The sequence below is a fragment of the Aestuariivirga sp. genome, from assembly GCF_047602625.1.
Taxonomy (GTDB): domain Bacteria; phylum Pseudomonadota; class Alphaproteobacteria; order Rhizobiales; family Aestuariivirgaceae; genus Aestuariivirga.
In genome coordinates, this window is the sequence record NZ_JASGGV010000002.1 from 43358 (window position 1) to 59903 (window position 16546).

Consider the following 16546-nt stretch of genomic DNA (forward strand, 5'->3'; position numbering starts at 1 on the left):
TTAGAATGCCGTGCCGATCGAGAAGCGGAACCACTCCGTTTCGTCATACTTGGCCTTCATGAAGGGATAGGCCGCTTCAAAGCGCAGCGGTCCGAACGGCGACTGCCAGATCAGGCCGGCGCCGATGGAGGCGCGGAAGGCCATCGTATCGAACACCTTGCAGCCGATCGAATTGGTGCAACTACCCTCTCCGGATGCGAGAGACTTCTCGGGCGCGCCAAACGCCGTGCCAAAGTCGGAGAACACTTCGCCGGAAATGCCCCACTCCTCGGGCAGCCCGATGGGGAAGGTCATTTCGACGGTGCCGATCGCATAGGTCGTGCCGCCGATGGCGTCCGTGCCGTCGCCGTTGCGGGTCTGCCTCGGGCCCACGCCCGACAGGGCGAAGCCGCGGAATGTATCGGCGCCCTTGTAGTAGCGGTCTTCAATCGGGACATCGTCACCGTTCAGCGACAGCATGTGGCCCGCGTTGCCTTCGAGTTTCAAGACAACGGCATCTTCATAGATGGGCACGAAGTACCAGGCATGTGCTTCGGCACTCGCGGTATAGACATCGCCGCCAAGCCCGGCGATTTCGGCCTCAAGCTGGCCACGGAAACCGTTGGTCGGGCGCACCGGGCTGTCGAGATCGTCCCAGGTGTAGGTCGCGTCCACATAGGATTTGATGGACGAGCCCTGGCTGTCGATCACGGTGGGCGACGCCTCCGTGGGGTCGACGCCGGAAATCTTGCGGTACGTCAGCCCGTATTTGAAGCCGAGCGACGAATATTCGTCGAGATTGAAGCCGGCGCGCAATGCGCCGCCGACCTGCGTGCTTTTGTAGGAAGACACCGACAGATTGTCCGTCTTCGTGGCGAAGGCATCGACGCCAGCGGAAATCGGCATGCCGAGGAAATAGGGTTCGGTGAAGCTGAAATCCACCTGCTGGCGCTTGAAGCTGAGCGAGGTGTCGAGCTTGAGGTCCTGACCCTTGCCGAGGAAGTTGCGCTCTTCCAACGACACGGAACCGACAATCGCCTCGACCGTCGAATAGCCGATGGAGAAGTTGATCGAGCCGGTGGATTTTTCCTGAACGGCCACGACCAGCACGATCTTGTCGGGCGCGGAACCGGGATCCTCGCGGAAATCGATCTTGTCGAAGAAGTCCAGCGCCGTCAGGCGTCGGCGGGCGCGCTCGATGAGCACGCGGTTGAAGGCATCGCCCTCATAAAGCTGCAGCTCGCGGCGGATCACCTGATCCTCGGTGCGCAGGTTGCCGACGATGTCGATGCGCTCGATATAGGTGCGCGGGCCCTCGACGATGTTGTAGGTGATGCTGAGGCTGTTCTGACCGGGATGACGGTCGATCTGCGGATCGACCTTGGCGAACACGAAGCCCTGCCGCGCCGCTTCGAGGGTGAGGTTTTCGACCGACTTGTCGACCTTCGTCGCGTCGTAGCTGTCGCCAACTCCCGTCTTGATGCCGGACTTGAGGCCATCGCCGTCAAGCTTGGCCTGGCCGACATTCACCGCCACGTCGGACACCGTGTAGCGAGGGCCTTCGACGATGGTGAAGGTGACGACGAAATGCTTGCCGTCCGGCGCCAGGTCGGCGGAGGCCGAAACCACCTGCACATCCGCGAAGCCGTTCTTGAGGTAATAACGCCGCAGCAGTTCCTTGTCGTATTCGACACGGTCGGGATCATAGGTGTCGTTGCGGGAGAAGAACTTCCACCACTTGTGCTCGGCGGTGCCGATCACGCTGTGAAGCTGGCTTGCATCGAAGCTCGTATTGCCGACGAAATTGATCGACCCCACCGTGGTCTCGCCGCCTTCATTGATGACGAAGGCGAGGTCAACGCGGTTCTCGGACAGGCGGATGATTTTCGGCGATACGGTGACGGTGTAATATCCGCTCTTGCGGTAAAGGGCGATGATGCGGTTGACGTCGCTCTGAACCTTGGCGCGCGTGAACATGCTGCGCTCTTTCAGCTCGACTTCCTTGGCGAGGTCGGTGTCCTTCACCTCGCTGTTGCCTTCGAAGTTCACCCGGTTGACGAGCGGGTTCTCTTCAACCTTCACGACCAGCACGCGACCGCGCGGGAAAATCTGGACGTCGGAAAACAGGCCGGTCTGGAACAGCGCCTTGACGGAACTCGTCGATCTTTTCGCTGGTTGCCGTCTCGCCCGGCTGAATCTGCAGGTAGGAGAGGATGGTTTCGTTTTCGATGCGCTGATTGCCCTGAATGGCAATCTGCGAAATCGTGTCGGCATAAGCCGCTGAAGAAAACGCCTGCGGCGCCAGCACGGGCGAAAGCCCGGCCAGGAGGAATGCCAGAACCGCAACGATAACAAACCGGTATTTCATCTACAGGCCACTTCCCCGCACCTAGCCGTCCCCAAAAAATCCCCGCCGCCGCCAGCCGTTTTATCTGCTTTGCCCTTGATTGCAAATGAAATTCGCCCTCTGCAATCAGCCTCCCAAAAGCCGCGAAATATCGTTCCACGCCCCCGTCATCATCAGCATGATGACCAGCGAAAGCCCAACCCTGAAAGCCCACTCCTGCGTGGTGGGTCCGAGCGGTTTTCCGCGCACCGCCTCGATGCCGTAAAACACCAGGTGACCACCATCGAGCATAGGGATTGGGAAGAGGTTAATGAGTCCGATATTCACCGATAAAAATGCGATGATCCAGACATACTGGAAAAGCCCCATGGAAGCCGCCGAACCAGCGACCTGAGCAATGCCGATGCCGCCTCTCAGGCCTTTTATGCTCTCGGCCCCGGCAAACATCTTGCCGATATATTTGAACGTGGTGGAAATCTGGAACCACACACGGTCGGCAGCTTTTGCGACGGCTCCAAACGGACCCAGCTTTTCGATTTTTATCGGATTGTTCTCGCTGTTCTTGATGCCGAGAAGGCCAACTTTCATCTTGCCGCCGAGGCCATCGTCCTGCTCGGTCATCTTTGGCACGGCATCAACAGTAATTTGCGTGCCGCCGCGATCGAGAACAATGGCAAGATGTTCGCCGGGCCGCATGAAAACGGCCTGCTGCAAATCCTCAAATGTCGCGATATGGCGGCCATCAATGGAAACGATGATATCTCCGGGCTTCATGCCGGCTTCTTCTGCGGCACTTCCCCCGACGACTTCGCCGATGACCGGAAGCGCCACTGGCACGCCGTAAAACATGAAAGCACCAGCAAAAATCGCCATCGCCAAAAGAAAATTGGCCATCGGGCCAGCCGCCACCACCAAGGCGCGCTTCCACAATGCAGTAGAATGGAAACTGCCGGGCGCGCTGTTCTGGATCTCGCTTCCGGGCATGCTGGCCGCATTCGCGTCGCCGACAAATTTCACATAGCCGCCGAGCGGCAGCCAGCCCACCTTCCAGCGCGTGCCGTGACGGTCGTTCCAGCCGAAGATTTCACGGCCAAAGCCGATTGAAAACGCTTCCACCGACACGCCGCACCAGCGCGCCACCAGAAAATGCCCGAGCTCGTGAATGAACACGATAACGACGAGCGCCACCAGGAATGCCATCACCGCGAACACGAAATAGAACGGCGGCAGGGCAAGGAGGGTTTCGAGTTGCATGGCCTTTGGTCCAGTCCCCTTGTGGCGCGCGCTGGGGCTTGATTGTCCCGGCGTCGCGGCACCTGACCTTAACGTCGCAAGGCCTGTGCCAAAACGCGATGTGCGTTTACGGTCTATTAACCACGAGAGCCGGGCAATACGTCAATATTTCGGCAAATTATGGTTACCACAGGAGGAGTCCGCCGCCTGTTGCCGAAAGGCCACCATGAAGGATTCCGATGATCGCAGCCGCCACGGCAACCGCCACGAGGCCATCCACCCTGTCGATGATGCCGCCATGGCCCGGAATGATACGGCCTGAATCTTTCACTCCGCAGCGGCGCTTCAAGGCCGATTTGAAGAGATCACCTGCCTGCTCCACCAGCGCGAGAAGGCCTGCCAGGATTGCCAGCCAGAGGATGGCCGGCAGTCCGGCCACGGAGGCGAAAATCGCCGATGCGATGGCGCTTCCGGCGATTGCCCCGCCGAGCCCGGCCCAGGTTTTTTTGGGCGACAGGACGGGCGCCAGTTTCGGCCCGCCGATGATGCGGCCTGCGAAATAGGCCAGCGTATCGGCAGCCCACACGATGACCATCACCCACACGATGGCCTTGGCGCCATAGAGCGGATCATTGCGCAGGATCACCAGCGCCGCGGCGGGCAGGCTGACATAGGGAACGCCGAGAAACCGCCATGCGCCCATGCCCGTTTCAGGCCGCGCCGCGAGCAGCGCCGAGACGGCCCATATCACCGCAACGGCAACAAGCGCCGACGACGCCCCGGCATGGAGCGGCAGGAAGGTGCCGCAGAGCGCCGCTGCGGCATGAAGCGCGAATTGCAGCGGATCGGCGCGATTGGCCATCGCCGTCCATTCCATCGCCATCAGGATGGCGAGCAGCGCCACCAGCAGTTCAAACCAGATGCCGCCGAACCATACGTCGGCCAGCACCGCCGGGATCAGCACGGCGGCAGACAGCGCGCGCACGCCAAGGTCGGCCCATTTCGGCGGCGATGCCGGGACGTTCTCCGCCATCAGGCGCGCTGGACGCTGAGGCCGCCGAAGCGCCTGTCACGGCAGTGGAATTCAGCGATGGCGCGCTTGAGGATGTCGGCGCTGAAATCCGGCCAGTATTCCGGCACGAACACGAACTCCGTGTAGGCGCACTGCCAGAGAAGATAATTGGAGATGCGCTGTTCGCCGCCGGTGCGGATCAGGAGGTCCGGGTCCGGCATGCCCGCCGTGTCGAGATGGTTGGACACCACGGCGGCCGTCACATCCTCAGGCGCAATCTTGCCCTCGGCCACCTTGCGGGCCAGGGCCTGCGCGGCGCGGGCGATCTCGTTGCGGCTGCCATAGTTGAAGGCCACCACCAGGTTGAGCGCCTTGTTGTCGCGCGTGAGCTGTTCGGCATCTTCCAGCAATTTGACGAGGCCGGGCTCAAGCCCTGCCCGCTCGCCGATCACCGTGATTTTGACGCCCGCCTCGTGAAGCTGCGCCACATCGGTGCGGATGAAGCGCCGCAGGAGATCGAGCAGGAAGGCGATCTCGGGCTTGGGCCTCGACCAGTTTTCGGAACTGAAGGAATAGACGGTGAGATATTCGATGCCGAGATCGGCCGAGGTGCGGATGGCGCGGCGCAGCGCCTCCACCCCCTGCCTGTGGCCGGCCTGACGCGGCAGCCCGCGCTCCGACGCCCAGCGGCCATTGCCATCCATGATGATGGCGACATGGCGCGGAACGGGCTGCGGCGGTGGTTGCGTGGCCGGCATGAAGGCTCGAATCCTCAGACCTGCATGATCTCGGCTTCCTTGCCCTTCAGCGCCGTGTCGATCTCCTTGATCGTGTCATCGGTCATCTTCTGGACTTCGTCGGCCTTCGATTTCTGTTCGTCTTCGCTGATCATGTGCTCTTTCTCGAGCGCCTTGAGCTGGTCCATGCCGTCGCGGCGGACATTGCGCACCGCCACCCGGCCCTTTTCCGCATATTGATGCGCAACCTTTACCAGTTCCTTGCGGCGGTCCTGCGTGAGATCGGGCATGCGCAGGCGGATCACCTGGCCCTCGGTGGCCGGGTTCAGGCCCAGATTGGAGGCGCGGATCGACTTTTCAACGGCGATCACCAGCCCCCTGTCCCACACGCTGATCTGCAGCATGCGCGGCTCCGGCACCGAGATCGAGGCCACCTGGTTGATCGGCATCATGGCGCCATAGGCATCGACCTGCAGAGGCTCGAGCAGGCTCGTGGAGGCGCGGCCGGTGCGCAGGCCGCCAAAATCATGTTTCAGGGCATCGACGGCGCCGGTCATGCGGCGCTTGATGTCGGATGCGTTAAAGGGTTGCGGTTTCGCCATGGCAGTCAGTCCTTCGTCACGGTGGTAAAGCGGCCGCCGCCGTTCAGCACATCCGCCACGGCGCCCGGCGTCCGGATCGAAAACACCACTACCGGAATCCCGTTATCCCGCGCAAGGGCGATCGCGGCGGGGTCCATGATGCGCAAGTCCCGCGACAGGATTTCCGAAAAGGTGATGTGTTCAAAGCGCTTGGCTGAGGGATCGGATTTGGGATCGGCGGAATAGACGCCGTCGACGCTGGTGCCCTTGAACAGCGCATCGCACTGGAGCTCGCAGGCCCGGAGCGCCGCACCCGTATCGGTGGTGAAGAAGGGAAGCCCGGTGCCCGCCGCGCAGATGACGATGCGCCCAGCCTCCAGATGGTGGATGCCCTTGGAGGCCGAATAGGTTTCGCACACCGTTGGCATGGCGATGGCCGAGAGCACGCGGGCATCCCTGCCCTTTGATTTCAGCACGCCCTGCATGGCCAGCGCATTCATCACCGTGGCCATGATGCCCATATGGTCGGCGGCCACCCGGTCCATGCCTTTTGCGGCACCCGCAAGCCCCCGGAAAATATTGCCGCCGCCGATCACCAGCGCCACTTGGGCACCCCTGTCGGCACAGGTGATGATTTCATCGGCAATGCGGCCCACCGTTTCGAGATCGATGCCGAAGGGCTTTTCCCCCATCAGCACCTCGCCCGAGACCTTGAGGAGAATGCGCGTGTAGGGTTTGCGGGTCATGGGCGGCCTCTGGCTGACGGTCCGGCGCTTATCGGCGATTTGGCCCAATTCGTCATGGGGCGGCGGATCAAGACCAATCTATTCAATTTTTCAGGTCGCTCTCACCGAACGAAAACACTTCACGAATAGAATTCCACCGGGAGGCGAGCATGTTCAATCTGTTTTTCAACCCTGCTGGCCGCATCGGCCGTGGCAAGTGGTGGCTGGTGCAACTCATAGCCGGGCTGCTGATCGGAATTTTCGTCATCATCATGGATGAGCATGATAATGATGCTAATCCGACGCCGCTGTTCTACGGCCTGCTGCTGCCCGCACTTGCCCTGTCGTGGTCGGCGGTCTGCGTGACGATCAAACGCTACCATGACCGGAACAAATCCGGATGGTGGTATCTCATCGCCTTTATCCCGTTGATCGGTGCGATCTGGCAACTCATTGAATGCGGTTTCCTGGGCGGCGACCTGCATGACAATGATTATGGCCCCGGCCCAGGCCTTAACCTTGGCGAAGACATCAACAATTTGCGTGCCCAATCCGGCGAGGCTTCACAGCAGGTGATTGAGCGTCCCTCCGTGGCGTGGAACGCCGCAACAAGCCGCCCCAGCTTCGGCAAGCGTGTTTGATGTATTCCACCTGTCACACCGGCGAACGCCGGTGCCCAGACTTGGGCCGGGCGTGCCGGTTGAAAGTCTGGGTCCCGGCTTATCGCCGGGATGACAGAAACAAAAAAAGCAGGCCCCGGAAGGGGCCTGTTTTACTTGGTTCGCTCTGATGTAACTTAGCCTGCGAGTTTCGCCACTTCGCTGGCGAAATCGTCACCGGCGGCTTTTTCGATGCCTTCGCCAAGCTGCATGCGCACATAGCCGGTGAGCTTGACGGGGGCGCCCGCCTTGTTGCCGGCTTCGGCGATGGCCTGCGTCACCGTCTTTGCGCCGTCATGCACATAGGCCTGCTCGAGAAGGCAGTTTTCCTTGGCAAAGGTCTTGAGGCCCGACGCCACGATCTTTTCCATGACATTGGCGGGCTTGCCGGCGTTCTTCTCTTCGAGAATGGCCTTCTCGCGCGCCAGCGTTTCGGCGGGAACGCCGGTCAGGTCCATCGACACAGGGTTTGTCGCCGCGACATGCATGGCAAGCAGGCGGCCGAAACCGGCCAGCTCATCCTTGTTGCCGGTCGATTCGAGCGCCACGAGAACGCCGATCTTGCCCATGCCGGGGGCCGCCTGGTTGTGCACATAAGACGCGACCACGCCATCCGTCACCGAAAGCGCGGAGGTGCGGCGCACCGTCATGTTCTCGCCGATGGTGGCGACCATTTCGGCCACATGCTCGGCAACGGCGTGCTGCGAGCCCGGATAATGCGCGGTTTTCAGCTTCTCCAGATCGCCGTCGGCGGCCAGCGCCAGCTTGGAAATCTGCACCACCATGGCCTGGAACAGTTCGTTCCGCGCCACGAAGTCGGTCTCGGAATTAACCTCTACCGCCGCACCCTTGGTGCCTGATGTGGCGATGCCGACGAGGCCTTCGGCGGCCACGCGGGTGGACTTCTTCGCGGCCTTGGCGAGGCCCTTGGCGCGCAGCCAGTCGACCGCCGCATCCATGTCGCCATTGGTGGCGGCCAGCGCCGCCTTGCAATCCATCATGCCCACGCCGGTCTTCTCGCGCAGGTCTTTCACCATAGCAGCTGTGATGTCAGCCATGATCTCTACCTTTCAGAAAGTGTGAAACGGGCCCACCCGGATGGCGGGCCCGCGAATGATGCGTGGGATCAGGCGGCGGGAAGCTCTTCGCCAGCCGGTTCTTCGGAAGCGCCGATGTCGACGCCATGGCCGGTCTGCGCCATCGAGATGCCCTCGATGCAGGCGCGGCTGATGAGATCGCAATAGAGCGCCACGGCGCGGCCCGCGTCGTCATTGCCGGGGATCGGATAGGTGACGCCGGCGGGATCGCTGTTGGTGTCGATGATGGCGATGACCGGGATGCCAAGGCGGTTGGCTTCCTTGATAGCGAGCTGTTCCTTGTTGGTGTCGATCACGAACAGCAGATCGGGCGTGCCGCCCATGTCCTTGATGCCGCCCAGCGCCTTGTCGAGTTTTTCCTTCTCGCGCGTGAGGGTGAGGAGCTCGCGCTTGGTGAGGCCCGAGCCTTCCTTGCTCACTGTCTCATCAATCTGGCGCAAGTGCTTGATCGAGTTGGAAATGGTCTTCCAGTTGGTGAGCATGCCGCCCAGCCAGCGGGAGTTCACATAATACTGCGCCGACCGCTTGGCGGAATCGGCGATCTGCTCGGAGGCGGCGCGCTTGGTGCCCACGAACAGCACCCGGCCGCCCTTGGCCACCGTGTCGGTGACGGCGAGCAGCGCCTGGTGAAGCATCGGCACCGTCTGCGCGAGGTCGATGATGTGAATGCCGTTGCGGCTTCCGTAGATGTAGCTCTTCATCTTCGGGTTCCAGCGGTGGGTCTGGTGTCCGAAGTGCACGCCAGCTTCGAGGAGCTGACGCATGGTGAATTCTGGCACGGCCATGCGGTATTTCCTTTTCCGGTTGATCCGCCGCGGAGCTGTGTGACCGGATGATCCGGCACCGGATGGTTCAGGCACTATGTGGAAGGTTGCCCTTCATGTGCCGGAGCCTGACCCCGCGTGTGAGTTAACGGCGCGGCGTATAGCGGGAAGCGGCGGGAAAGGCAAGCGCTCAGGCAGCCTTTTGGGCCAGACGCTTGCCGGTGGCGGCCAGAACGAGTTCGCGGCGGAACAGCCTGCGCTGAAGCATCGTTCCCAGCACATTGTGCTCATCGCTGTTGGCGAGCCGGTGAAGCTCGACGAGCGGCAGGTTTTCCAGAATTTCCGCCTGCGCGGCATCAACGGGATTTTCGCCGGGATAGATGTAGCGCACGCGGATGGCGGAATTGCCAGCGTAGAGCACCCGGAGGTCGGGAATGGAAAAACCGTATTTCTGTTTCTGGATGGCGAGAAATTTCCGGAAATCATCCCCGCGCGCCTCGGCCAGGAGATCGAGATCGGTGACGCCGGAAAGGCACAGTACATGCTGCGCGCCAAGCTTCGGCGCATAGACCAATGCGCCGAAACTCCCCGCCGACGAGCCGATGCAGACGATGCGCATGCAGCCCGCCTCTTCCGCGATGCGGCGCAGTTCCGCCACCGATTGTTCCATGGAGCCCAAATCCTCGACGCCATCGAGAAACAGCGTGCGCGACTTGTCGCGGACGTAGGCGATCTGCGCGAACTGCGGCTGCAGCCAGGGATGCAGCGCATTGAGCGGCATGCCCATGCGATCACCCGCGCCGCAGAAACACACGGCCATGGCGTGCGAACCGGGATTCTTGCCCGGCACGCACTGGAAGGTGCGGTCCTCCTGATCGAGAAATCCTTTCAACAGGACCGGCAGGCGCGGATGCAGGCGCAGCGCCTCATGCAGCGGCACAAGCGTGGGGATTTCGCGCTTCTGCTGAAACGCGTCGAGCACCGCCAGGGCGCCCTTGAGCCGCCCCGTACCGATGATCCACGCCATCATTTTCGCCGCCAGCGGTCCTGCAATCGTGCTGACATCAAGCGTTTCGCCCTGCTCCGCCGCCAGCAGCAGTTCCGCGGCGCGCAACTCCTTGTCGCGCGCCTTGCGGGCCAGCCGCATTCTGACCCGCTCCAGCCATTTGGCGGCGTTGCAGTCTTCGCGGCGGCGCAAGGCCTGCAGGAGTTTTGCCTTGAAGACCGCGAGGGGCTTTGGCGCTTCGGTTTCCGCCGGCGGCTGGATGATGTTCACGCCGCACGCGCCGCGATGATCGAGGTGATGGCGCCGATCGAGGTGAACGACATGGCTTCGGCGTCGGAAATCTCCACGGAGAATTGATCTTCAATCGCCTCGATGAGGTTCGCGGCGTCGAGGGAATCGAAACCGGCTTCGCTCAGATCGTAGTCCGCCGCCGCCGTCTCCACGCCGAGATCAGGCTTGATGTCCGCCAGCATCCGCCGCACCTGTGTCTCCACCTCGTCGCGCTGCAAAATTGCCTCTCCCGCCCCTACATTACGGAAATGTCAGAATGCAAGAGACGGCGAGGGCTGGCAAGTCCACAACAGGGCATTCCCGCAACTCTTGCCGCAATGGCCCGAAACTGGAACAACCGCCATCATGGTGCTTCGTGAACACATCATTCCCAAATTGACGGGCGCGTCACCCGTTGCATGGGAGATTGCCCCTGCATTCGTGCCCTACCCTGAAGCGGTGGCGCGGATGGACCGCGAGGTGAAGCAGATCGCCGAAGGATCGGCGCCCGAGCGGGTGTGGCTGCTGGAACATCCGCCGCTTTATACGGCGGGCACCAGCGCCGACCCGAAGGATCTGGTGATGCCGGACCGCTTTCCCGTCTTCCAGACGGGCCGCGGCGGGCAATATACCTATCACGGCCCCGGCCAGCGGGTGGCCTATGTGATGCTGAACCTGGCACAGCGCGGTGGCGACGTGCGCGCCTTCGTGGCGGGCCTCGAGCAATGGCTGATCGACACGCTTGACGCCTTCAACGTGAAGGGCGAACGCCGCGAGGACCGGGTGGGCGTGTGGGTGAAACGCGGGGACCGCGAAGACAAGATCGCCGCCCTTGGCATCCGCGTGCGGCATGGCGTGACCTTTCACGGCATCAGCTTGAACGTCGATCCCGACCTCGATCATTTCACCGGCATCGTGCCCTGCGGCGTGCCCGAACACGGCGTGACCAGCCTCGTTGACCTCGGCTTGCCTGTGACCATGGCCGACGCCGATGTGGCGCTTGAAGCCGCCTTTCGCAAAACATTCGGCAGCATTGCAGATCGGTGACTTGCGCGATTACAATTCTCTGCTAGAGAGCGCGCATCCGCAACCTCTGGAGGAATCCATGAAGCTCTATTATTCGCCCGGTGCCTGCTCGCTTGCCCCGCATATCGTGCTCAACGAACTGGGCGAGGATTATGCGCTGGAGAAGGTCGATCTCGGCAAGAAGACCACCGAGACGGGCTCGGACTTCAAGGCCATCAATTCCAAAGGCTATGTGCCGACGCTTGAACTCGCCAAGGACAAGGTACTGACCGAGGTCGCCACCATCCTGCAATATCTCGCCGACCATGCCGAGAGCGCCAAGCTGTTTCCGAAATTCGGCTCGCTCGAGCGCTACCGCGCGATGGAAACGCTGAACTTCATCGCCACCGAACTGCACAAGGGCATCGGCGGCCTGTTCAACGCAGCGATGCCTGAAGAGGGCAAGACGGCGATCAAGGCGCGCCTCGCGCTTCGCCTCGCCTGGCTCGACAGCCAGCTTGCCAAGCACCCTTACGTGCTGGGCGAAAACTATTCAGTGGCCGATGCCTATGCCTTCACCGTGCTGGGCTGGTGCAGGCATGTGAATGTGGACCTCTCGAAATATGCCCACATCACCGCCTTCATGGACCGCGTGGGCGCCCGCCCCGCCGTCAAGGCGGCGCTGAAGAAGGAAGGCCTCGCGGCCTAAACGATCTGCCCTGTGCCATCCCGCAACGGGATCGCACAGGCCTTCGCTTACCGTTTGGCAATGCTTAACCTGATGCTCTCATCATGGCGCGATGCAAGCCACGCGTCCCTCGATCTCCCGCAACAACATTCTCATCGTCCTGCTCCTGATCGCCGCCACGGCGGCGATCCTGCTCGCCATGGGGCGCGTGCCGATCTGCAAATGCGGTTATGTGAAACTCTGGGAAGGCGTGGTGCAGAGCCCCGGCAATTCCCAGCATCTCACCGACTGGTACACCTTCTCGCACATCATCCACGGCTTCATCTTCTATGGCGTGCTGTCGCTGGTGGCGAAGCGCCTGAGCGTGGGCAACCGGCTGATCATCGCCGTCATCATCGAGGCGGGATGGGAGATTCTCGAGAACTCGCCGATCATCATCAACCGCTACCGCGAGGCCACCATCTCGCTCGATTATTTCGGCGACAGCGTCTTGAATTCGACATCCGACATTCTCGCCATGGTGCTGGGCTTCTATCTCGCCATGCGCCTGCCCGTGTGGCTCACCATCTCGCTCGCCATCGCGTTTGAACTCTTCGTGGGCTTCATGATCCGCGACAACCTCACCCTCAACGTCATCATGCTGCTGTGGCCGCTCGACGCCATCAAGCAGTGGCAGGCGGGCGCGTGAATTCAGCCCCTGAAGGCCGATGGCGGCCTGCCGTGCTTCGCCTTGAAGTTTCTGGAAAACAGCGGCAGAGATGAGAAGCCGCAGGCAAGGCCGACATCGCGCATGTTCATCTGCGAATAGGTGAGAAGGCGCTCGGCTTTTTCGAGCCTGAGCGCCAGGTAGATTTCCATGGGACGCCGGTTGAGCTCCTGCCGGAACAGCCGCTCCATCTGCCGCTGCGAAATGCCGCCCAGCGCGGCAAGCGCCTCCGCATCGAGCGGGTCTTCGCATTGCTCTTCCATGGCGGCGAGGATGGCGAGCACCCGCCGGTCTGCCGTGCCGAAACGCGCGGCAACCGGAAGCCTCGCCTGCCCCGGCTGCTCCATCGAGCGGAAATGCACGAGCTGGTCCGCCACCGTGACGGCCAACGGCTTGCCCAAGAGCCGCCCGATCCAGTCCAGCATCATGTCGATGGCCGCAGCACCGCCCGCACAGCTCATGCGGTCGCGGTCCGTCACATAAAGCGCCTGCTCGGCCAGCACCTTCGGATAGCTTTCGCGAAAACCGGGCAGGCTTTCCCAATGGCAGGTGGCGCGGTAGCCATCGAGCACGCCAGCCTCGGCCAGAAGGAAGGGCGCGGTATCCATCGCCGCCATCAGCACCTTGTCGTGCGCGAGCCTGCGCAGCGCCGCCAGCATCGGCCTCTGCACGCCCTGCTCCGGTTCATAGCTGGCGGAGATCACCGCCATGTCTGGCCGCCCGATGGCCGACAGATTTCCCGACACCGACACCGGGATACCGTTCGAGGCCGCGACCGGTTCGCCATCCATGGAGAGAAAGCGCCACGAAAAGGTTTCCCCGGCAAAGCGGTTCGCCACCCGCAAGGGCTCGATGGCGCCATAAAGCGCGATCATCGAAAACTTGGGCACCAGCAGAACGGCGATGTCGTATCGGGCCATGGCGGATTTCGATAAGCCAAAGGCGGAAAAAGTCAAATCCCCCGTTCACCTCCGGCCTAGTCTCCGCGCTATCCAGAGGAGGACTCCATGAACCCCAAGATCATCATCACCTGCGCCGTGACCGGTGCGGGCGATACCGTCGGCAAGCACCCCGCCATCCCCGTGACGCCCGAGCAGATCGCCAATTCGGCGCTCGAAGCCGCAAGTGCAGGCGCCACGGTGGTGCATTGCCACGTGCGCGAACCCAAGACAGGCAAGGGCTCGCGCAAGACCGAATATTACCGCGAGGTGATGGAGCGCATCCGCGCCAAGAACAAGGAAGTGATCATCAACCTCACCGCCGGCATGGGCGGCGATGTGGAGATCGGTTCCGGCGCCAAGCCGCTTGATTTCGGGCCGGGCACCGATTGCGTGGGGCCGGAGGAACGCCTCGTCCACATCAAGGAACTCCGCCCCGAACTCTGCACCCTCGATTGCGGCACACTGAACTTCGGTGACGGCAATTCCATCGTGGTGCAGACCCCCGCCCAGCTTCGCGAGCAGGCGAAACTCATCAAGTCTTACGGCGTCAAGCCCGAGATGGAAATTTTCGACTCGGGCAATCTCTGGTTTGCGAAGCAGCTCTGCGCCGAAGGGCTGATCGACAGCCCGCCGCTGTTCCAGCTCTGCCTCGGCATTCCGTGGGGCGCGCCCTACGACAGCGAGACGATGGCTTATCAGAAGTCGCAACTGCCCAAAGATGCCATCTGGGCGGCCTTCGGCATCGGCCGCAACGAGTTCCCCGCCGTGGCGCAGGCCGTGCTGCTGGGCGGCCATGTGCGCGTCGGCCTCGAGGACAATCTCTGGCTGGAGAAGGGCGTTCACGCCTCGAACGGAACGCTGGTGGAGAAGGCGGTGAAGATCATCGAAATTCTCGGCACCAAAGTGGCAAGCCCCGATGAGGGCCGCGAAATCCTCAAACTCGCGCCGAGGAAATAATCATGACCGCCATCAAGACCGTCGGCATTGCCGGAACCGGCCTCATCGGCGCGGGCTGGGCGGCCCGCCTGCTGATCCGCGGCTTCGACGTGATCGCCTATGACGTCTCGCCCGCCGCCGAAGCCAAGCTCCGCGCCGCCATCGACGTGGCCTGGCCTTCCATGCAGCGCCTGCTGGGCAAGACGGGTCCCAAGGGCAATCTCAGCTTTACGACCGACCTCAAGGAAATGGCCTCCAAGGCTGACTTCGTGCATGAGGCAGCGCCCGAGCGCGAAGACCTCAAGATCAAGCTGTTCCGTGACATCGACGCGGTGGCGCGGCCAGAGGTGATCATCTCGTCCTCGTCGTCGGGCTTCCTGCCCACCCGCCTCCAGTCGGAATGCAAGCACCCCGAGCGGGTGATCATCGGCCATCCCTTCAATCCCGTTTATCTCCTGCCGCTGGTGGAAACCGTGCCGGGGGAAAAGACCTCGAGCGCCGTGATGGACCGTGCCGGCCATTACTATGAGTCGATCGGCATGCATGTGCTGAGGCTCAAGAAGGAGATCGACGGCTATATCTGCGACCGCCTGCAGGAGGCCTTGTGGCGCGAGGCGCTGCATGTGCTCAACAAGGACATCGCCACCACCGGCGACATCGATGACTCGATCGTCTATTCCGCCGGCATGCGCTGGGCCTTCATGGGCTCGTTCCTGACCTATCACGTGGCGGGCGGCCCCGGCGGCATGCGCCACTTCATCTCGCAGTTCGATCCGACGCTGGAGCTTCCGTGGACGGATCTTGCCTATCCCAAATGGAACGACGCGCTGGAAAAGCGCCTTGTCGAGGGCTGCGAGGCGCAGGCCGAAGGCAAGACGGTGGCCGAACTCGAAGCCAAGCGCAACGATGTGCTGGTCGACATGATGAAGCTGTTCCGCCAGCACGGCGTGGGCGCAGGAAACGTGCTGGCGCGCGATGAAGCGAAATCGCGCGGCGGCTATGCCCGCTGGACGAAGGGCGCGGATGTTTCAAAGCCGCTGCATCTCTGGGATGGCGAGGTGCTGACCTCGTGGCTCGACTATAACGGCCACATGACCGACGCCGCCTATCTCTATGCCTTCGGAGACGGGCTTGACGCCTTCTTCCGCTTCATCGGCGATGACGAGGCCTACCGCGCGACCGGCAACACCTTCTTTACCGCCGAAACGCATATCAACTACTACAAGGAAATGAAGGCGGGCGAGCCCTTCCGCATCGAGACGCAGGTGATCGGCTGCGATGAAAAGCGCATGCACCTGTTCCACCGCATGTATCATGGGGTGACGGGCGATCTCGTTGCCACCAACGAGATCATGCAGCTTCACGTGAACCAGAAAGAGAACAAGGTGTGCCCGATGTCGCCCGCCTTGTTCGAGGCGCTCTCCGCCATCTGGGAGAAGCACCAGAAGCTGGAGCAGCCCAAAGAACAAGGCAGCCAGATGAAGGTGAAGCGCAAGTAGCAGCCGATGAAGGTGAACCGCATCGTCGCCAACATTGCCGCGCCGGATGTGCAGCGGGGCCATGATTTCTATCATGGCATCCTCGGCCTTGCGCTGGAGATGGATCACGGCTGGATTCAAACCTGGGCCGCGCCCTCGAACATGCAGGTGCAGGTGAGCGTCGCGTCGGAAGGCGGCTCCGGCACGCCGGTGCCCGATCTGTCGGTCGAGGTGGATGATGTGGAAGAGGCGCTGGCGCGCGTGAGGAAGGCGGGGCTGCCGGTTGCCTATGGCCCTGCCGACGAACCGTGGGGCGTGCGCCGCTTCTATGTGCGCGATCCCTTTGGCAAGCTCGTCAACATTCTCCAGCACAAGGGTTGAG

18 protein-coding genes and 1 pseudogene are annotated in these 16546 nt (G+C 62.1%); 7 read left to right on the forward strand and 12 right to left on the reverse strand.

Annotation, left to right across the window (positions count from 1 at the left end):
- From bamA to pyrH, 7 genes are all read right to left on the reverse strand, one after another.
- The gene (gene bamA / locus QM694_RS04760) at positions 1-2121 is read right to left on the reverse strand and encodes an outer membrane protein assembly factor BamA (RefSeq protein ID WP_415008574.1); all 2121 of its coding nucleotides are present in this window, start codon (positions 2119-2121) and stop codon (positions 1-3) included.
- Positions 2051-2347, reverse strand: coding sequence for a POTRA domain-containing protein (locus QM694_RS04765; protein WP_415005808.1), 297 nt, complete (start codon positions 2345-2347; stop codon positions 2051-2053). The genes bamA and QM694_RS04765 overlap by 71 nt, the downstream gene beginning before the upstream one ends.
- A gap of 105 nt (positions 2348-2452) precedes the next feature.
- Entirely contained in the window at positions 2453-3580 is a 1128-nt protein-coding gene (gene rseP, locus QM694_RS04770) for an RIP metalloprotease RseP (RefSeq protein ID WP_415005809.1), read from the reverse strand.
- A gap of 163 nt (positions 3581-3743) precedes the next feature.
- Positions 3744-4592 (reverse strand): phosphatidate cytidylyltransferase, encoded by an 849-nt coding sequence (locus tag QM694_RS04775; protein ID WP_415005810.1) that lies wholly within the window; start codon positions 4590-4592, stop codon positions 3744-3746.
- On the reverse strand, positions 4592-5329 hold the full coding sequence (locus QM694_RS04780; RefSeq protein WP_415005811.1) for an isoprenyl transferase: 738 nt from the start codon (positions 5327-5329) through the stop codon (positions 4592-4594). The genes QM694_RS04775 and QM694_RS04780 overlap by 1 nt, the downstream gene beginning before the upstream one ends.
- Before the next feature lie 14 nt (positions 5330-5343).
- Positions 5344-5910, reverse strand: a complete 567-nt coding sequence (gene frr, locus QM694_RS04785) for a ribosome recycling factor (RefSeq protein WP_415005812.1) — start codon at positions 5908-5910, stop codon at positions 5344-5346.
- Positions 5911-5915: 5 nt separating this feature from the next.
- A complete protein-coding gene (gene pyrH, locus QM694_RS04790; RefSeq protein WP_415005813.1) occupies positions 5916-6635 on the reverse strand; it encodes a UMP kinase in 720 nt (239 codons plus the stop codon).
- 149 nt (positions 6636-6784) lie between these two features.
- Between pyrH and QM694_RS04795 the strand changes: the two genes are divergently transcribed.
- Positions 6785-7255, forward strand: a complete 471-nt coding sequence (locus QM694_RS04795) for a DUF805 domain-containing protein (RefSeq protein WP_415005814.1) — start codon at positions 6785-6787, stop codon at positions 7253-7255.
- 155 nt (positions 7256-7410) lie between these two features.
- Here QM694_RS04795 and tsf read toward each other — a convergent pair whose 3' ends face one another.
- The 4 genes and pseudogenes from tsf to QM694_RS04815 all read right to left on the reverse strand — a co-directional run bounded on the left by tsf (position 7411) and on the right by QM694_RS04815 (position 10649).
- Positions 7411-8331, reverse strand: coding sequence for a translation elongation factor Ts (gene tsf / locus QM694_RS04800; protein ID WP_415005815.1), 921 nt, complete (start codon positions 8329-8331; stop codon positions 7411-7413).
- Between the two features lie 74 nt (positions 8332-8405).
- Positions 8406-9155: pseudogene (gene rpsB, locus QM694_RS04805) on the reverse strand (30S ribosomal protein S2); the annotation flags it as partial.
- 169 nt (positions 9156-9324) lie between these two features.
- Positions 9325-10410, reverse strand: a complete 1086-nt coding sequence (locus QM694_RS04810; protein WP_415005816.1) for a hypothetical protein — start codon at positions 10408-10410, stop codon at positions 9325-9327.
- Positions 10407-10649 carry an acyl carrier protein gene (locus tag QM694_RS04815; protein ID WP_415005817.1) on the reverse strand — a complete coding sequence of 81 codons (243 nt, stop codon included), beginning with the start codon at positions 10647-10649 and terminating at the stop codon, positions 10407-10409. Before QM694_RS04815 ends, QM694_RS04810 begins: the two co-directional genes overlap by 4 nt.
- 127 nt (positions 10650-10776) lie before the next feature.
- On the opposite strand from QM694_RS04815, the gene lipB reads away from it, so the two are divergent.
- The 3 genes from lipB (at position 10777) to QM694_RS04830 (ending at position 12791) form a co-directional block, all read left to right on the forward strand.
- On the forward strand, positions 10777-11457 hold the full coding sequence (gene lipB, locus QM694_RS04820; RefSeq protein WP_415005818.1) for a lipoyl(octanoyl) transferase LipB: 681 nt from the start codon (positions 10777-10779) through the stop codon (positions 11455-11457).
- A 58-nt stretch (positions 11458-11515) separates the two neighbouring features.
- Entirely contained in the window at positions 11516-12124 is a 609-nt protein-coding gene (gene gstA / locus QM694_RS04825; RefSeq protein ID WP_415005819.1) for a glutathione transferase GstA, read from the forward strand.
- Positions 12125-12215: 91 nt separating this feature from the next.
- Complete coding sequence (locus tag QM694_RS04830; protein ID WP_415005820.1) at positions 12216-12791, forward strand: DUF2585 domain-containing protein; 576 nt, start codon at positions 12216-12218, stop codon at positions 12789-12791.
- 2 nt (positions 12792-12793) lie between these two features.
- On the opposite strand, the gene QM694_RS04835 is transcribed toward QM694_RS04830, so the two are convergent.
- A complete protein-coding gene (locus tag QM694_RS04835) occupies positions 12794-13729 on the reverse strand; it encodes a GlxA family transcriptional regulator (protein WP_415005821.1) in 936 nt (311 codons plus the stop codon).
- 87 nt (positions 13730-13816) lie between these two features.
- Here QM694_RS04835 and QM694_RS04840 point away from each other — a divergent pair, with 87 nt between their 5' ends.
- Genes QM694_RS04840 through QM694_RS04850 form a run of 3 tightly spaced genes read left to right on the forward strand, consistent with a single transcriptional unit; the run spans position 13817 to position 16545 of the window.
- Positions 13817-14707: a 3-keto-5-aminohexanoate cleavage protein gene (locus QM694_RS04840; RefSeq protein ID WP_415005822.1), complete on the forward strand. Its 891-nt coding sequence runs from the start codon at positions 13817-13819 to the stop codon at positions 14705-14707.
- Positions 14708-14709: 2 nt separating this feature from the next.
- On the forward strand, positions 14710-16185 hold the full coding sequence (locus QM694_RS04845) for a 3-hydroxyacyl-CoA dehydrogenase NAD-binding domain-containing protein (RefSeq protein WP_415005823.1): 1476 nt from the start codon (positions 14710-14712) through the stop codon (positions 16183-16185).
- A gap of 6 nt (positions 16186-16191) precedes the next feature.
- Positions 16192-16545: a VOC family protein gene (locus tag QM694_RS04850; RefSeq protein ID WP_415005824.1), complete on the forward strand. Its 354-nt coding sequence runs from the start codon at positions 16192-16194 to the stop codon at positions 16543-16545.
- Position 16546 lies beyond the last annotated feature (1 nt).